Source organism: Rhizobium sp. RM (genome assembly GCF_013390595.1).
In the GTDB taxonomy this organism is placed as follows: Bacteria; Pseudomonadota; Alphaproteobacteria; order Rhizobiales; family Rhizobiaceae; genus Agrobacterium.
In genome coordinates this window covers 1,168,260-1,183,168 of the sequence record NZ_JACAWV010000022.1, presented here as the reverse complement: position 1 = coordinate 1,183,168, position 14,909 = coordinate 1,168,260, and the positions used below count along the sequence as shown (strand labels likewise).

The window sequence follows — 14,909 nt, the reverse complement described above, 5'->3', positions numbered from 1 at the left end:
GTCGAACCGGCTGGAGCCTGGAGTCTGAATATTGCGTCTCGGTTATTTCTTGGCGGAAACCGCCGTGTAGACCTGGTCGATCAGCGTCGTCAATGCGGTGTAGCCACTGGAAACGATATAGGCCGCCTGTGGATCGAGGTAAACAATATGGCCGTTCTTCCAGGCTTTCGTCTGGTGCACCAGTTCATTATCAAGAACCTGCTGGGCAGCATTGCCTTCCTTGCTGGAGCCGACGCCAGCGTCGCGGTCGATCACGAACAGCCAGTCCGGATTCTTCTCCAGGAGGTATTCAAAGGAAACGACATCGCCGCCATGGAAACGATCGTCGATGTTTTCTTCAACCGTCTTGAAGCCGATTTCCCGGTGTAGCCAGCCAACGCGCGAGTTGGGGCCATAAGCGCCGATCTTGCCCGCATTGGTGACGAGGATCATCGCTGTTCCAGCCTCAGGGGAGAGGGCTTTCAAACGGGCGGCTTTTTCATCGATCGAGGCGTCGAGCTTTTTCGCTTCTTCCTGCTTGCCGAAGATATCGCCAAGCTTTGTGACGTTGCTCTTGACGCTATTGATGAAGTCCTTGGAATCTACCGACATGTCAATGGCAGGCGTGATCTTGGAAACATCAGGGTATTTGGCACGCGAACGGCCGCCGACAATCACCAGATCCGCTTCAGCTGCATTGATCGCCTCATAGTCGGGTTCGAACAGCGTGCCGACCTTCAGGTACTTATCGTCCGAATATTTCTTCAGGTAAGAAGGCAGGTTCGAGCCGAGAACACCTGCCGGCTCATAGCCCAGTGCATTCAGGGTATCGAGCGACGGAATATCCAGGACAAGTACCTTCTTCGGCGCTGCTTTCAGCACAGTTTCGCCCTGAGCGTGCTTGATGGTAACGTCTTCGGCGTGCGCCTGAGCCGTCAACGCGCCGATGCCGAAGGCGGCGGCTGCCAGAAGACGGACGGGGAAGGAGAAGTTCATGGCCACGGATGTTTCCCTTGCAAATACCGCACCGGGCAACAGAGACCGCCCGGAGCTTAACCTGATTTCAAAAATCAGCTTTATTGCCAGAGCGTCAGGAAATCAAAATTATCTTTTAGAATAATTCTGAATTGCGCTCAGTGGAAAAGGGACGTTGGCGTCGTTATTGCGGAGGCCAATCACCGACGATCACGCGGTTTTCCAGCGACAGCGAACGGTCCGGCTGGATGCGGTAGGTTTCAATTGCCAGGCGTCCGTCGCCCATGATGAATTCATGGCTAAGGGTGCTGCCAATAGGGGATTTCGTCAATTTGGTACGTGGCTGCCCGCCATAGGTGATGCTGCCCGGAATCGGTTCAACAGGGGCCGTGGTGCAGCCCGCAAGCGCGAGCATCATCATCAGTGCGATCCGACGCATATCATTCTCCTTCGATTGCGGTGGACTCTACAACTCTTCTGCGGTTTGTGCGCTGGAAAACTCGCTTGCTGTCGCAACAAAAAAGCCCCGTATCCTTGCGGATACGAGGCCAGTCACCCTGGGAGTTTTTTATCAGTCTTCGCTTGCGGCGAGCTGGGTCAGAACTTCACCACGTCCACGAATACGCATGATGAGCGGGATGATGAAGGCAGCGGCTGCGACGATGAACAGTCCGACCGCAATTGGTGAGGTGAAGAGCACAGTCGGATCGCCCTGACCGATGGCCAATGCGCGGCGAAGCTGCTGTTCGGCAAGTGGTCCAAGGATCAGACCAACAACGGCTGGTGCAATCGGATAACCGAAGATGCGCATGATGTAGCCGAGAACACCGAAGGCGAGCAGCATGCCGAGTTCGAACACCGATGGATTGGCGCCGATGGTGCCAAGCGTGGCGAACAGCAGGATGCCTGCATAAAGCCAGGGCTTCGGAATGGTCAGCAGCTTCACCCACAGGCCGATCAGCGGCAGGTTGAGGACCAGCAGCATCAGGTTGGCGATGAAGAGGCTGGCAATCAGACCCCAGACGAGTTGCGGATTGGTCGCAAACAGCAGCGGGCCGGGCTGCAGGCCATATTGCTGGAAACCGGCCAGCATGATGGCTGCGGTCGCTGTGGTCGGCAGGCCGAGCGTCAGCAGTGGCACGAGTGTGCCGGCTGCAGATGCGTTGTTGGCAGCTTCCGGACCAGCCACGCCTTCAATCGCGCCCTCACCGAACTCTTCCGGATATTTGGTCAGCTTCTTTTCGGTGGCGTAGGAGAGGAAGGTGCCAATTTCGGCGCCGCCTGCAGGCATTGCGCCGATGGGGAAGCCGATCAGAGTACCGCGCAACCAGGCTTTCCAGGAGCGTGCCCAGTCCTGTGCGCTCATCCAGATCGAACCCTTGACGGCCTCCACCTTGTCGGGACCGCTGGCACCCTGTGCGACGATGAACAGCGTTTCGCCGATGGCGAACATAGCGACGGCAAGCGTCGTTACTTCGATGCCGTCGAGCAGGTCAGGAACGCCGAAGCTCATGCGGGTCTGGCCGGTCAACTGGTCGATGCCGATGATGGCAAGCGTGAAACCGATGAAGAGCGATGTCAGGCCACGCAGTGCAGAATCGCCGAAGGCGGACGAGACGGTCACGAAGGCCAGTACCATCAGCGCGAAATACTCACGCGGACCGAATACCAGCGCCAGCTTGACGATGTATGGCGCAACGAAAGCCAAGGCGATTGTGGCGATCAAGCCCGCAACGAATGAGCCGATGGCGGCTGTTGCCAACGCCGGACCACCGCGGCCTTTTCGCGCCATCTTGTTGCCTTCGAGGGCCGTCACGATCGAGGCGCTTTCGCCGGGCGTGTTGAGCAGGATCGAGGTTGTCGATCCGCCATACATACCGCCGTAATAGATACCCGCGAACATGATGAGCGAACCGGCAGGGTCCAATCGGTATGTCACGGGAAGCAGCAGCGCCACGGTCAACGCCGGGCCAATGCCCGGCAGCACGCCAACGGCCGTGCCGAGCGTGACGCCGATCAGCGCATAGAGCAGGTTCATGGGTTGGGCAGCAACCTCAAGACCGTGCAGCAGGAATTCAAACGTACTCATGGACAGATTTCCCCCTGTCGGGCGGAACGATGGCGCTTATGCCGCGCCTCAGTTCTCTTTGATCGCGAAATTTGGTCGGAATGGCCGTTAGACGAACAGCCGTTCCAGCGGGCCGGCGGGCAGCGAAAGTTGCAGGAGCCGCGCAAAAATGAACCACACGATGAAGCTCAGAACGATCCCGAGCGGGATAGAATACCAAAGCTTGCGTTTTCCGAAGGCGCGGGCCGTAAAGGCAAAGAGCAGACCGGTTGCAATCGAAAAACCTGCGACTTTCAGCAGCAGCATCTGCGCTGCAAGACCGGCAACGACCCAGACGACGGGTCCGACTTCCTGCTTGTCACGGGCCGGGAAATCGTTGCGCCAGGCCTCGATGGCTGTCCAGATGGCCAGCCCGATCAGACAGAATCCGATGGCGTAGGGCACGGTGGCCGGACCGACCGGCGAATATCCGGTAACACTGGCGAGGCGTGCGCTATCCCAGAAGATCACACAGGCAACGGCGACGAGGGCGACGGCGATCAGCAGCGCCGCCCAGTCAGGGCGGCGCTTTTGTTCGCGGGAAGGGTTAAAACCCTGGCTCATTTTACAAGTCCGATGTCTTTGAGGATCGCTTCTGTGGAGGTGGTGTCCTTGGCAAGCTGTGCCTTGAACTCGTCACCGGCGAGATAGGTGTCCATCCAGCCCTTGGTCTTCAGCGTTTCCTGCCACTTGGCGGACTTGGCGAGCTTTTCGATGTCGGCGTTAACAGCCTTTTCCTGATCCGGTGTCAGGCCGGGAGGAGCCGCGACCATACGCCAGTTCTGAACGACGACATCGAGACCGCTTTCCTTCAGCGTCGGAGCATCGATGCCTTCGAGCTTTTCTTCGCTGGAGACTGCAAGCAGGCGCAGCGTGCCGGCCTTAACCTGGCTTTCGAATTCGCCGTAGCTGGAAATACCGGCCGTGACCTGCGAGCCGAGGATCGAGGCAAGCGCTTCGCCGCCGCCGGAATAGGCGATGTAGTTGATCTTGGTCGGATCGACGCCAGCCGCCTTGGCAATCAGGCCCGCGGTGATGTGGTCGGTGCCGCCAGCCGAACCGCCGCCCCAGGATACGCTGCCCGGATCGCTCTTCAGCTTCTCGATCAGATCCTTGATCGTCTTGATGTCGGAGGATGCGGGTACAACGATGGCTTCGTATTCACCGGTCAGACGGGCAACCGGGGTCACTTCGTTCAAGGTTACCGGGGACTTGTTTGTCAGGATCGCACCAACCATGACGTAACCGCCAACGATCAGGGCATTCGGGTTGCCCTTCTGCTGGCTGGCAAACTGTGCCAGACCGATGGTGCCGCCAGCGCCCGGGACGTTCTGTACCTGCACGCTCTTGGAAATGCCTTCTTCCTGGAGAACGGTTTGCAGCGAGCGTGCCGTCTGGTCCCAGCCGCCGCCCGGATTTGCCGGAGCGATGATCATGTAGTCGGCGGCTGCCGCCGGAAGAGCGATCGCGCCTGCCAGGAATGTGCTGATAAGAAAATGTTTCACTTTAACCCTCCTCAGGATGCCCTTGTTCGTTTTGGGCGTCGTTATGTTTTTATGCGGGAAGGGGTGCCAAAGACGCAGATACCCTGGCGCGGCTAAAGCGGCGCTGGCATTTTCGATCTTTGAGATTTCCTCCCACATCTTCTTCCGCCTCCACGGAATGAAGAAGGATTGCAGAGCACCACAGAAAGCTGTCATCTAACTGACGCAAAGCAATTCCCTGGTTGTTTACTCTCTATTAATTTCCGTCGCACGTCTACAAAACGATACCGCGCCACCTGTCGCGCGCGATTTTCGGTCAATCTATTGCGAACGGAGTGCTTCATTCCAGCGTTCGATCAGACGGCTTCGCTTGACCTGATCGAGATAGACCATCAGGCCGGGGCTGACGGGAACAGGTCGCAATTGCGCGCCGTGGATCGCCTGCATGGTATTGGCGGTATTTTCTCCCGCCACTTCAGGGCTGACGGCAGGTATCTGCAACTGCCGGGCCATGATCGTCTGGCCCTCTTTCGACATGAAAAACTCGAGATAGCGGCGGCCGAGTTCGGGGTGGGTTGCGGCTTCAGGCACCAGACCTATGCGCGACATGACAACGGTATAGTCCTTCGGCAAAACGATACCGACATCGGGATGGCGCGACGCCCAGTCTGCGGCGTAGGAGCCTAGGATATTGTAGGCCAGCACAAAGCGGCCGTCCGACACCCGTTCCAGAATGGCCGATGACGTCGAATACACCTTCACGCCAGCCGCACCCATGCGTTTGATGACGCTCCAGATATCGCCGAACTGTTCCTGGTCGCGCGACATGAACAGAAAACCGACGCCAGAGCGTTCGATATCGTAGGTAGCGATGCGTCCGTGCACCTCGTTGGCATGCCGTTCCAGATAATCAACGAATTCAGCACGCGTCGCAGGCGGCTTTTCTGATGTGAAGCTCGGCTTGTGATAGACGAAAACGGCGGGCTCGAATGTGAGGGCGTAGGCGGTATTTCGCCAGTTTGCCCAGGCAGGCCAGCTTGCGCTCATCGGCAGGTCGGAGCGCTGTGCATAACCGTCATTGCTGAGCTTCACCTGCAGATCCATTGCCGATGAAAAGGCAAAGTCTGCGGTCTTTTGGCCCGCGTCGGTCTCCTTGACGATCCGGTCATAGATTTCTCCAGTCAGCATGTCCTCGTAGGAGACGGTGATATCTGGATTGGCCTTCTGGAAACCCTTGATCATGGGCGTCGCAAGCGGCTCGTCCAGCGAGGAATACACCACCAGCGTTACCGCATCTGCTTTGCCTGAAAGTGCAGGAAAAAGAACCGGTTCAGCCATTGCCGACAGGCCGGAGCAAAGACAGAGGCAGAGGGAAATGACGATACGCATGGAAAAGATCATGCCGCACGTGCTTGCCATTCACAAGCGCCGAGCGCTTGGTTAAGTTCAGGCGACGCTGCGGGAGTAAAGATTTGCGCATATTGCTGGTCGAGGACAATCAGGTGCTGTCGGAGGGGCTGTCTGCCCTTCTGCGCGGCAGCGGTTATGCGGTGGACGTGGTGTCCGATGGTGCCTCGGCCGATGCGGCTATTGCCGTGGAGAGTTTCGACCTCGTCATTCTCGACCTCAACCTTCCGGAAATGGACGGCATCGAGGTTCTGCGCGCGATGCGGGCACGGCAGGATAAGGCAGCGGTGCTGATCCTGACGGCAAGGGGCACGCCGGAAGAACGCGTCAAGGGACTGGATCTCGGCGCTGATGACTACATGATCAAGCCCTTCGATATTGCCGAATTCGAGGCCCGCGTTCGCGTGCTTCTGCGCCGCAACGCTGGTTTGCGTTCGTCTTCGGTCAGTTTCGGCAAAGTGTCCTTCGATCTGACGTCGCGCACTTTTTCGGCCGAAGGACGGCCGCTGGACATTCCGGCGCGAGAGGTCGCCTTGCTGGAGGTTCTTTTTCTCAGGGCAGGCAAAGTGGTCGCCAAGGAGGCGATCGTGCAGTCGCTCACCGGATTTGACGACGAACTTTCCGGCAATGCCATCGAGCAATATGTCAGCCGTCTGCGCAAGCGGCTTGGCCCTCACGGGCTGACAGTGAAGACGGCGCGGGGCATCGGTTATTATCTCGACAAGCTGCCGGAGATGGCTGAATGAAGCAGGCCGCCTATTCGCTCCGGCGACGGCTTCTTGGCTGGCTTCTCATTTCAACCGCCATCATCGGCTGCATTGCGCTGGCAGATACCTGGCGCGAGGCGGTGAATACCGCCAATGTCGTGTCCGACCGCGTGTTGTCCGGGTCGGCACTGGCGATCGCGGAGCGCGTGGTCGTAGCCGAGGATGGTTCGCTCGAGGTCGATATCCCCTATGTCGCGCTGGAGATGCTGACATCGGCAGCGCAGGACCGGGTATTCTACCGTGTCGACGGGCCGAACGGGCAATTCCTGACCGGTTATCAGTCGTTGCCTTCGGTCGAGAAGCTGACCGGCGATACGCCCGTCTACATGGACGCCGTGTTCCGTGATGAGCGCATTCGGATTGCCGCCATCCAGCGCTTTGCTTCGACCGGCATCAATTCGGTGCCGTTTTCAGTGACCGTTGCCGAAACGACGATCGCCCGTAGCCAGTTGGCGCAGGCCATCATCCTGCGTTCTGCGGTTCGCCTGTTGTTGATGATTGTCGGTGCTGCCGTGATTGTCTGGGTGGCGGTGACGATTTCATTGAGACCGCTCTATCGTCTCGGGGAGGCGATTGCCGAGCGCAGCCCCAACGACCTTCACCCCATTGAGCAATCCGTGCCGGTGGAAGTGGAAAGCCTGGTGGAGACCGTCAATTCCTTCATGGTCAGGCTGCAATCGGCACTGGATGCTCTCCGGCATTTTACAGGCAACGCCAGCCATCAGCTTCGCACACCACTTGCCATCATCCGCACGCAACTGGCACTTTCGGCACGTGCAGGAAATCTGGAAGAGGCACAAGCCGCAGCACGCAAGGGCGATGCATCGGTCGCACATGCCGAGCACATTCTGGCGCAGCTTCTGCGGATGGCCAATATCGATGCCGCCGGCTCCGGTGAGAAACAGCAATTTTCGGCCGTTGACCTTGTCGCTTTGGCGCAGGAGGTAACTGCGGATTTCGTGCCGCGCGCGGCGGACGCCGGCATTGACCTCGGTTTTGAAGGGGAGGGCGCTACATTGATTGCCGCTGAGCCACTTCTGCTTGGGGAACTGATCGGCAACCTGGTCGGCAATGCCCTCAACTACGCCGGGCGAGACGCGGAAGTCACCGTGCGCGTCGGCAGGGAGGTGGACGCCGCCTGGCTCGAAGTCGAGGATAACGGTCCAGGTATTCCGGCCGAAAACCGCGCCACTGTGCGGCAGCGTTTTGCCCGTGGCGATGGCAATGTCGCCCCCGGTGCAGGGCTTGGCCTTGCCATCGTCGAGGAAATCGCTGGCCTGTTTAGCGGCCGGCTGGAACTTGAAGATGGCGCGGACGGCCGAGGGCTGAGAGCGCGGGTGATATTCCCTCAGGCAGTGACGCCCTCTTAACGGCGCAATCTATCAGCCCATACGCTCCGATGCGTAGCTTCCCGGGCTCGGCGGGAAGACGACGGTGCGGTTGCCGTTGATAAAGGTTCGATGGTGGATGTGGGCGTGAATGGCACGTGCCAGAACCTGACTTTCCACATCGCGGCCCAACGAAACGTAGTCTTCGGCCGACTGCGCGTGGGTAATGCGTACCGTTTCCTGTTCGATGATCGGGCCTTCGTCGAGGTCGGCAGTGACGTAGTGCGCGGTTGCACCAATCAGCTTCACGCCGCGCTCGTACGCCTGCTTGTAAGGGTTGGCACCCTTGAACGAGGGGAGGAAGGAGTGGTGGATGTTGATGATTTGGCCGGACATCTTGCGGCACATCTCGTCGGACAGCACCTGCATGTAACGGGCCAGCACCACAAGCTCCGTACCGGTGCTTTCGATGAGTTCCATCAGTTGTGCTTCGGCCTTCGGCTTATTCTCTTTCGTTACCTTGATGTGGTGGAAGGGAATGTCGTGATTGACGACGACTTTCTGATAATCGAAGTGGTTCGAGACAACACCGACGATATCGATGGGCAACGCGCCGATCTTCCAGCGATAGAGCAGGTCGTTGAGGCAATGGCCGAAGCGCGACACCATCAGCAACGTTTTCACGCGCTGGCCGTCGCTGTAAATGCGGGCGTCCATCCCAAATTTTTCTGCAACCGGGGCGAAGCCGTCGGTGACTGCTTCCAGGCTTGCTCCTTCTTCCGAAATGAAGGAAACGCGCATGAAGAACTTGCCGGTCTGCAAGTCGTCAAACTGGGAGCTGTCGACGATGTTGCAACCTTTTTCCGCCAGATAGCCGGAAATCGCGGCGACGATGCCGCGGGTCGATTTGCAGGCTACGGTCAGAACATAGGTCGTCATTCGCTTTTTTCCTCAACAACTTCGCGGCCCAAACGAACAAGAGTGGCCGGCGCGTTCCATAGAGCGTTTTGGTGCCAAATGGAAACGCTCTTTCGCATCGGCGCGGTAGAGCAAATTCATAAGGTGCGAATGACAGCCACACCGTGCCGGAAACGACATGCAATGTCCCGACCAGCACGGTGCAAGGGTGTTGTCAGGCGCGGCGCAGGCGCATGGTGCGGCGACCACGTCCGTCGAGCAGTTCCAGCGTTCCGCGTCGGGCTTCCAGACGGAAGGAGCGGGTCGCTTCAAGCGCGTCGATGAATTGCCGTTCCTGTCGCATGATATCGGGTGCGCAGGCCATCTGCGTGGAAATCATACGGCCGAAATCGATGCGGTCGCGATTGATCCGGGCTTCGCCGCCGATGCCGTTGCAACCGGCATTGCCGGAGACGCGGCCTTCTCTGGAGATTTCGAGCGTCGCCTGTTTCTGGCCGCGAACGCGTTCTCCCTTGATGTCTTCAACCAACCAGCGGCCCTGGATGCCGGCTTCCGTTTCGGGGCGGTCCGGGCCACCTGCCACACGCTGCAGGACAAGGTCGGTGTTATCGCGTCCACCCGTCAGTACGGAATAGCGGGTCGTGGTGGTAAACAGCAGGCGGTCGCGATCGCGGATTTCCGCACTCAGCGCATAGGAGCGGCGCGGGCGAATATCGCGGTCGTTGTATCGAAGCACGAACGGTACGGGAACCTGTCCGCGTGGGCGAATTGTTGTTTCGGCAATGGTACGGGATGGCGCATCAGCCAGCGAAACGTCGATGAGCCGAACGGTCACGGTGGCACCCGGCGGCAGGGCGATGCGTTCACGATAGGCAACCGTTCCTCTAAGGCTTGCAGGAGCTGCCGCGACACCACCGGCGGCAAACAGCGGGGCAAGGGCGGCGAGTGCCGTGAAACTGCGGCGGGAAAGCAGGAAAACGCGGTCGTTCATGGTGTTTGCTCCGTGTTGGTGCTGATCTCGGCCGCCGTGGCGACCTCATTTCAGCGGATGATAAAAAACGGTGCTGAACGACGGATGAACCGGTAGAAAAAAACCGCCGGGTGTCCCGGCGGTTGCGAAGAGTTCGTTAGTTAGCGCGAAAGGTATCGCGCAACGCTTCGAACTTTGAAAGCTGGCCAGCAAGAAGTTCCTTGTTTTCGTCGCGGCGGACGAAGATCTTGAACATGGCTTTGCCATCGGCGTTCATGAACCAGACGGAACACGAGCGTCGGCCATGGAAACCGCGATCGACAAAGGTGATCGCCGTGCAGCTATCCTTCTTGATGTGGCCACCGATCGGGCTATCGCCGTGGATGTTGAACCAGCCGTGGCCTTCCGTTCCTTCCGGCAGATGGCCGGGAACTTCGAGCACGATATCCTGCGTCTGCACGATCATCAGGACTTCGCCCCAGCTACGGATTTCGTTCCAGATGTCGTTGAACTTTTCGGCTGAAGCGGAAACTGCCGCGCCTTCCGGCAGAATTGCCAGAATTTCCGCCGGTGTTACTTCGGCCTTGGCGGCGATCGCTTCGACAATGCCATCCGGCTTTTCGGCGAGGGCTGCGGCGGCACGCGCCTGACGGTCGTCGGCTGCCTGGGCAAGAGCGCTCATCGTTCCAGCCTCACGCAGCGATCGAGCGGCGTTCGCCGTTCTTGTCTTCGTGAATGATGACGTCGAAACCTTCGAAGTGAGGACCGGACAGATATTCGACCTTGCCGCGGTTTTCGCCGGCCTTGGCGTGGGCGGCGCGGAATTGTTCAGATTTCGTCCAGTTCAGGAAGTCTTCCTTGGTGGCCCAGACCGTGTGCGACGCGTAGAGCGTGTGGTCTTCGGCCTTCGGGCCTTTCAGCATGTGAAATTCGATGTAGCCCGGCAACTCGCTGAGATGTGACTTGCGCTCGCGCCAGATGGCTTCGAACGTATCTTCGTAACCCGGCACGACGCGAAACCGGTTCATGGCAATGAACATGGAATTCTCCCTTTAAGCTTCCTGTATCAGTCAGGATATCGGGGCCCTGCGCACTTGAAAAGGGGCTAGCAACAAAGGAAACAAATTTACTCCACTTAAAAGATTGCGCGGATTATAAACATGTGCAAATAACTCAAGTTAAAAGGCGCGACGAAAGCCGCGCCGCATCGTTTTTTCAGGATTTTGCCATGCTGACGTCTCGCCTCCGCCCCTTCGTTTTCGCTGCCTTTCTGCCCGCTGTGATCGCGGCATCCGCGCCAGCCGCACTGGCGTCCGACAAGGGGAACCCGGAGGCAAAACGCATCGTTGCGGTCGGCGGTACGGTGACGGAAATCCTCTACGCGCTCGGCGCACAGGATCGTGTCGTGGCGCGCGACAGCACCAGTTCCTACCCAGCCGACGCCATGTCGAAGCCGGATATCGGCTACATGCGTGCGCTTTCCTCGGAGGGCATTCTGTCCCAGCAACCTGATCTTATCCTGTCCGAAGATGGTTCGGGTCCTGCGGATGTGATCGCGGTTCTCAAGGCAAGTGCGGTGCCGTTCGTCACGGTGGATACGCCGCCTGTTGGAGACGCCATTCCGAAGAAGATCGAAGACGTTGGCGCTGCCGTCGGTCTTCAGGACAAGGCCAAGGCTCTGGCCGCCGAGACAAAGGCTGCCCTCGAGGGGCTGGCCAAGGATATTTCGTCCGTGCCGGATAAGGATAAGAAGCGCGTTCTCTTCGTGCTTTCCGCTGCCGGTGGACGCGTAATGGCGGCGGGCAAGGACACCGAGGCTGGCGCGATCATCGAAATGGCAGGCGGCGTCAACGCTGCGCAGGAGATTACCGGCTACAAGCCACTAACCGATGAGGCCATTATCGCAGCAGCACCCGATGTGGTGCTGACCATGTCGCGTGGTGGCCATGCCACCAACCCGAACGAGATTTTTGCCCTGCCGGCATTCCAGTCCACACCTGCTGCCGCCAACAAGGCGCTCGTCAGCATGGATGGGCTTTATCTGATCGGCTTTGGTCCACGCACTCCAGCGGCCGGCCGTGAACTGGCGAACAAGCTTTATCCTGAGGTCATCAAGCCGTGACGGTCGCCGCCTTGAGTTCAGCCGACGAGCATATACCGGGTGACAGATCGCGACGCGCGGTCGTCGTTCTGGTTCTGCTCGTCTGTCTTCTGGTGGTCTCCTGTATCGTGTCGCTCGTGACAGGGCCGACCGGTGTCGGGATCAAGGAACTCTGGGTGTATCTGACGGGTGGCGCAGCAGGGCTCGACGCACGCGAAAAGGTCATTCTCGAAGCGGTACGATTGCCCCGCACGGCACTGGGTCTGCTGATCGGGGCGGGACTTGCCGTCTCGGGTGCGATGATGCAAGGACTTTTCCGCAATCCTCTGGCAGACCCCGGTATCGTCGGCGTCACTTCTGGTGCCGCACTTTTTGCCGTTGCAGCCATTTCGTTGAGTGAAGGCGTACTCGCCTCTGTCGCCATTTTCTTCGGCCCGCATTTCCTGCCATTCATGGCGTTTTTCGGAGGCCTCCTCAATACCTGGGTGCTTTATTTGATTGCGACCAAGGATGGTGCGACCTCCACCACAACGCTCATCCTGGCTGGTATCGCAGTTGCGGCCATCAGTGGTGCGCTGACGGGACTGATGATCTTCGTGGCCGACGATCGGGCGCTGCGTGACATCACCTTCTGGTCGCTCGGGTCGCTCAGCGGTTCGACACCGACCAAGGTGCTGGCAACCTTACCTTTTATCGTCGTCGTCCTCGCGATCATCCCCTTCGTTGCCAAGGGGCTGGATGCGCTAATCCTCGGTGATGCCGCTGCCTTCCACATGGGTATTCCGGTGCAGAAGCTGAAACGCCTCGTCATTCTGGCGGTTGCGGCGGCTTGTGGCGCAAGTGTTGCCGCCGCAGGTTCTATCGGTTTCGTCGGGATCGTCGTGCCGCACCTGCTACGGTTGGCGATCGGTCCATCCCACCGTTTCCTGTTGCCAGCGTCGGCGCTTGGTGGAGCCGCGCTTCTGCTGCTGGCGGATAGTTTTGCCCGCACCGTGGCTGCACCTGCCGAACTGCCGATCGGCGTTGTGACAGCGCTTATCGGCGCCCCTGTCTTCCTCTTTCTGCTGCTTGGTCGTGGCGGCACCTTCATGAGGAACCTCTGATGATCCGGGCTGAAAATATCACGCTCATCCGCTCTGGTCGCCGTCTCCTGGATGGTGTCGGCGTTGATCTGAAACCAGGTAAGGTCAACGTCATCATTGGTCCGAACGGGGCGGGAAAATCCACCTTGATGAAGGTGCTCTCAGGTGAGATGCGCGCTGACCAGGGTGTCGTCGCTTACAACGATATCGACATCTCGGTCTACAAGCCCGCGCAACTGGCGCGGGTCCGGGCTGTGTTGCCGCAGAACACGCAGCTTGCCTTCCCCTTCACGGCGCTGGAAATCGTCCGCATGGGAGCGGTGGCGCAAGGCGCGCTGAAGCCGGAAGATCAGGCTCGACGGGCGCTTGCCAAGGCTGGACTTCGCGGCTTCGAGCAGCGATCCTACAATGTTCTCTCGGGAGGCGAGCAACAGCGGGTGCAATTTGCCCGCGCTTTGGCGCAGGTTCCCAATCCGGTCGAAAATGGCGAGGTTCGCGCCCTGTTTCTGGACGAGCCGACCGCCAGCCTCGATATTGGCCATCAGATCGCGGTGCTGGAAACGGCGCGCGATTTTGCTTCGGCAGGCGGCCTGGTTCTTGCTATCCTCCATGACCTCAATCTTGCGGCGGAATTTGCCGATCAACTTATCGTCATGCACGACGGACGGGTCACAGCCAGCGGGCCGTCCTTCGAGACGATCAGCGACGATACGATCGCGCGGGTTTACGGCATTGGTGGTGTTGTTGGACGGCTGCCTGCTGCTCATATCCCCTACGTACTACCACAGTCGCGGCATCGCTGAGGGAGTGCTGCCGCCCGGCGGCACGCTCAAGCGTCCGGGTCTGGCCGGGTGATGATGAAAAGTCCGGAGCCCAGCATCACCGCGCCAACCAGCAAGGCTCGCAGCGGTGGCGGATCGCTCAAAAACCAGAAAGCGGCATAGCTCACGGACATCGCTGATATTGCAGCAATTTTCGCCTTTCGAGCAATTGCCCCCTTTTCCTTCCACTGCCTTAATGGCGGGCCGAATTTCGGATGGGTGAGCAGCCATCTTTCGAGCTTTGGCGAGGAGCGCGAAAAGAACCACAAGGCAAGCAGCAGAAAGGGTGTGGTCGGCAAAACGGGAAGAAACGCGCCGACGATGCCGGTTGCGACCATAAGCCAGCCAAGACAGAGATATAGGAGGCGCATAAGTCATGCCGATATCATGAGCGCACTACTCATGATAGTGGAATTTCGCGACGTTTGCGTTATCACGTTCTGCGGGGATGCAACTGTCCTGACGTCTTTAAGGGTTGAAAGCACCTCACTCTGTCTTTATCCCGTTGCCGCGATGTCCGGAGCATAACCGGCCACGACGCGGTAAGAAGAAGGAAAACACCATGGCCAAGCTAATCCACTCGATGGTCCGGGTGCTGGACGAAAAACGTTCGGTGGAGTTTTACAAGCAGGCTTTCGGACTTGAGGTCGCGGAACGTGCCGAGTTCGAGAATTTCACTCTCATCTATCTCAGCAATGCCGAAGGAGATTTCGAGCTTGAACTGACGGTCAACAAGGGACGAGAAGTACCTTACGCTCTGGGCGACGGTTACGGTCATCTTGCTGTCAGCGTTGCAAATGTGGAAGCCGAGCATCAACGCTTTACCGAGCTTGGTCTATCGGCTGGCAAGATCATCGAGGCCGATTACAAAGGCGCTCCATTTGCAAAATATTTCTTCATCTGCGATCCGGATGGATACAAGATTGAAGTGCTGCAACGCGGCAACCGGTTCAAGTAAGCAAGAGGGGCT

18 protein-coding genes are annotated in these 14,909 nt (G+C 58.8%); 7 read left to right on the top strand and 11 right to left on the bottom strand.

Annotated elements, in window-relative coordinates; genetic code table 11:
- Positions 1-42: 42 nt before the first annotated feature.
- On the bottom strand, positions 43-981 hold the full coding sequence (locus HWX89_RS22285; protein WP_138791309.1) for a siderophore ABC transporter substrate-binding protein: 939 nt from the start codon (positions 979-981) through the stop codon (positions 43-45).
- Here HWX89_RS22285 and HWX89_RS26485 point away from each other — a divergent pair.
- Positions 974-1,099: a hypothetical protein gene (locus HWX89_RS26485; protein WP_286086216.1), complete on the top strand. Its 126-nt coding sequence runs from the start codon at positions 974-976 to the stop codon at positions 1,097-1,099. The two genes, HWX89_RS22285 and HWX89_RS26485, sit on opposite strands and share 8 nt — an antisense overlap.
- 39 nt (positions 1,100-1,138) lie before the next feature.
- Here the strand turns inward: HWX89_RS26485 and HWX89_RS22280 are convergent, their stop codons facing one another.
- From HWX89_RS22280 to HWX89_RS22260, 5 genes are all read right to left on the bottom strand, one after another.
- Positions 1,139-1,393: a hypothetical protein gene (locus HWX89_RS22280; protein ID WP_138791308.1), complete on the bottom strand. Its 255-nt coding sequence runs from the start codon at positions 1,391-1,393 to the stop codon at positions 1,139-1,141.
- Between the two features lie 132 nt (positions 1,394-1,525).
- A complete protein-coding gene (locus HWX89_RS22275; protein ID WP_138791307.1) occupies positions 1,526-3,043 on the bottom strand; it encodes a tripartite tricarboxylate transporter permease in 1,518 nt (505 codons plus the stop codon).
- Positions 3,044-3,130: 87 nt separating this feature from the next.
- A complete protein-coding gene (locus HWX89_RS22270) occupies positions 3,131-3,625 on the bottom strand; it encodes a tripartite tricarboxylate transporter TctB family protein (protein WP_138791306.1) in 495 nt (164 codons plus the stop codon).
- Entirely contained in the window at positions 3,622-4,566 is a 945-nt protein-coding gene (locus HWX89_RS22265) for a Bug family tripartite tricarboxylate transporter substrate binding protein (protein ID WP_138791305.1), read from the bottom strand. Before HWX89_RS22265 ends, HWX89_RS22270 begins: the two co-directional genes overlap by 4 nt.
- A 300-nt stretch (positions 4,567-4,866) precedes the next feature.
- Positions 4,867-5,964 (bottom strand): ABC transporter substrate-binding protein, encoded by a 1,098-nt coding sequence (locus HWX89_RS22260; protein WP_502707608.1) that lies wholly within the window; start codon positions 5,962-5,964, stop codon positions 4,867-4,869.
- Positions 5,965-6,017: 53 nt separating this feature from the next.
- On the opposite strand from HWX89_RS22260, the gene HWX89_RS22255 reads away from it, so the two are divergent.
- Together HWX89_RS22255 and HWX89_RS22250 are read left to right on the top strand one after the other, a co-directional pair.
- A complete protein-coding gene (locus tag HWX89_RS22255; protein ID WP_138791304.1) occupies positions 6,018-6,698 on the top strand; it encodes a response regulator in 681 nt (226 codons plus the stop codon).
- Positions 6,695-8,089 carry a sensor histidine kinase gene (locus HWX89_RS22250; protein ID WP_138791303.1) on the top strand — a complete coding sequence of 465 codons (1,395 nt, stop codon included), beginning with the start codon at positions 6,695-6,697 and terminating at the stop codon, positions 8,087-8,089. The genes HWX89_RS22255 and HWX89_RS22250 overlap by 4 nt, the downstream gene beginning before the upstream one ends.
- A gap of 12 nt (positions 8,090-8,101) precedes the next feature.
- On the opposite strand, the gene purU is transcribed toward HWX89_RS22250, so the two are convergent.
- The 4 genes from purU to hmuQ form a co-directional block, all read right to left on the bottom strand.
- Positions 8,102-8,986 (bottom strand): formyltetrahydrofolate deformylase, encoded by an 885-nt coding sequence (purU, locus tag HWX89_RS22245; RefSeq protein WP_138791302.1) that lies wholly within the window; start codon positions 8,984-8,986, stop codon positions 8,102-8,104.
- A 193-nt stretch (positions 8,987-9,179) separates the two neighbouring features.
- Positions 9,180-9,956, bottom strand: coding sequence for a YbaY family lipoprotein (locus HWX89_RS22240; RefSeq protein ID WP_138791301.1), 777 nt, complete (start codon positions 9,954-9,956; stop codon positions 9,180-9,182).
- A 136-nt stretch (positions 9,957-10,092) separates the two neighbouring features.
- Positions 10,093-10,617 carry a heme utilization cystosolic carrier protein HutX gene (gene hutX / locus HWX89_RS22235; RefSeq protein WP_138791300.1) on the bottom strand — a complete coding sequence of 175 codons (525 nt, stop codon included), beginning with the start codon at positions 10,615-10,617 and terminating at the stop codon, positions 10,093-10,095.
- 10 nt (positions 10,618-10,627) lie between these two features.
- Positions 10,628-10,975, bottom strand: coding sequence for a heme-degrading protein HmuQ (hmuQ, locus tag HWX89_RS22230; RefSeq protein ID WP_138791299.1), 348 nt, complete (start codon positions 10,973-10,975; stop codon positions 10,628-10,630).
- Positions 10,976-11,163: 188 nt separating this feature from the next.
- Between hmuQ and HWX89_RS22225 the strand changes: the two genes are divergently transcribed.
- From HWX89_RS22225 to HWX89_RS22215, 3 genes are read left to right on the top strand one after another with little or no spacing between them, the layout of a single operon-like run.
- Positions 11,164-12,057 carry a heme/hemin ABC transporter substrate-binding protein gene (locus tag HWX89_RS22225; RefSeq protein WP_138791298.1) on the top strand — a complete coding sequence of 298 codons (894 nt, stop codon included), beginning with the start codon at positions 11,164-11,166 and terminating at the stop codon, positions 12,055-12,057.
- Positions 12,054-13,139 carry a FecCD family ABC transporter permease gene (locus HWX89_RS22220; protein WP_138791297.1) on the top strand — a complete coding sequence of 362 codons (1,086 nt, stop codon included), beginning with the start codon at positions 12,054-12,056 and terminating at the stop codon, positions 13,137-13,139. Before HWX89_RS22225 ends, HWX89_RS22220 begins: the two co-directional genes overlap by 4 nt.
- A complete protein-coding gene (locus tag HWX89_RS22215) occupies positions 13,139-13,921 on the top strand; it encodes a heme ABC transporter ATP-binding protein (protein WP_138791296.1) in 783 nt (260 codons plus the stop codon). Before HWX89_RS22220 ends, HWX89_RS22215 begins: the two co-directional genes overlap by 1 nt.
- Positions 13,922-13,947: 26 nt before the next feature.
- On the opposite strand, the gene HWX89_RS22210 is transcribed toward HWX89_RS22215, so the two are convergent.
- Complete coding sequence (locus HWX89_RS22210; protein ID WP_138791295.1) at positions 13,948-14,310, bottom strand: YbaN family protein; 363 nt, start codon at positions 14,308-14,310, stop codon at positions 13,948-13,950.
- 191 nt (positions 14,311-14,501) lie between these two features.
- Here HWX89_RS22210 and HWX89_RS22205 point away from each other — a divergent pair, with 191 nt between their 5' ends.
- Positions 14,502-14,897, top strand: coding sequence for a VOC family protein (locus HWX89_RS22205; RefSeq protein WP_138791294.1), 396 nt, complete (start codon positions 14,502-14,504; stop codon positions 14,895-14,897).
- Positions 14,898-14,909 lie beyond the last annotated feature (12 nt).

Bases quoted from the DNA above. Each gene is read 5' to 3' on its own strand.
- HWX89_RS26485 (WP_286086216.1), top strand. From the start codon at position 974: ATGGCCACGGATGTTTCCCTTGCAAATACCGCACCGGGCAACAGAGAC.
- HWX89_RS22280 (WP_138791308.1), bottom strand. From the start codon at position 1,393: ATGCGTCGGATCGCACTGATGATGATGCTCGCGCTTGCGGGCTGCACC.
- HWX89_RS22275 (WP_138791307.1), bottom strand. From the start codon at position 3,043: ATGAGTACGTTTGAATTCCTGCTGCACGGTCTTGAGGTTGCTGCCCAA.
- HWX89_RS22270 (WP_138791306.1), bottom strand. From the start codon at position 3,625: ATGAGCCAGGGTTTTAACCCTTCCCGCGAACAAAAGCGCCGCCCTGAC.
- HWX89_RS22260 (WP_502707608.1), bottom strand. From the start codon at position 5,964: ATGGCAAGCACGTGCGGCATGATCTTTTCCATGCGTATCGTCATTTCC.
- HWX89_RS22250 (WP_138791303.1), top strand. From the start codon at position 6,695: ATGAAGCAGGCCGCCTATTCGCTCCGGCGACGGCTTCTTGGCTGGCTT.
- purU (WP_138791302.1), bottom strand. From the start codon at position 8,986: ATGACGACCTATGTTCTGACCGTAGCCTGCAAATCGACCCGCGGCATC.
- HWX89_RS22240 (WP_138791301.1), bottom strand. From the start codon at position 9,956: ATGAACGACCGCGTTTTCCTGCTTTCCCGCCGCAGTTTCACGGCACTC.
- hutX (WP_138791300.1), bottom strand. From the start codon at position 10,617: ATGAGCGCTCTTGCCCAGGCAGCCGACGACCGTCAGGCGCGTGCCGCC.
- hmuQ (WP_138791299.1), bottom strand. From the start codon at position 10,975: ATGTTCATTGCCATGAACCGGTTTCGCGTCGTGCCGGGTTACGAAGAT.
- HWX89_RS22225 (WP_138791298.1), top strand. From the start codon at position 11,164: ATGCTGACGTCTCGCCTCCGCCCCTTCGTTTTCGCTGCCTTTCTGCCC.
- HWX89_RS22215 (WP_138791296.1), top strand. From the start codon at position 13,139: ATGATCCGGGCTGAAAATATCACGCTCATCCGCTCTGGTCGCCGTCTC.
- HWX89_RS22210 (WP_138791295.1), bottom strand. From the start codon at position 14,310: ATGCGCCTCCTATATCTCTGTCTTGGCTGGCTTATGGTCGCAACCGGC.
- HWX89_RS22205 (WP_138791294.1), top strand. From the start codon at position 14,502: ATGGCCAAGCTAATCCACTCGATGGTCCGGGTGCTGGACGAAAAACGT.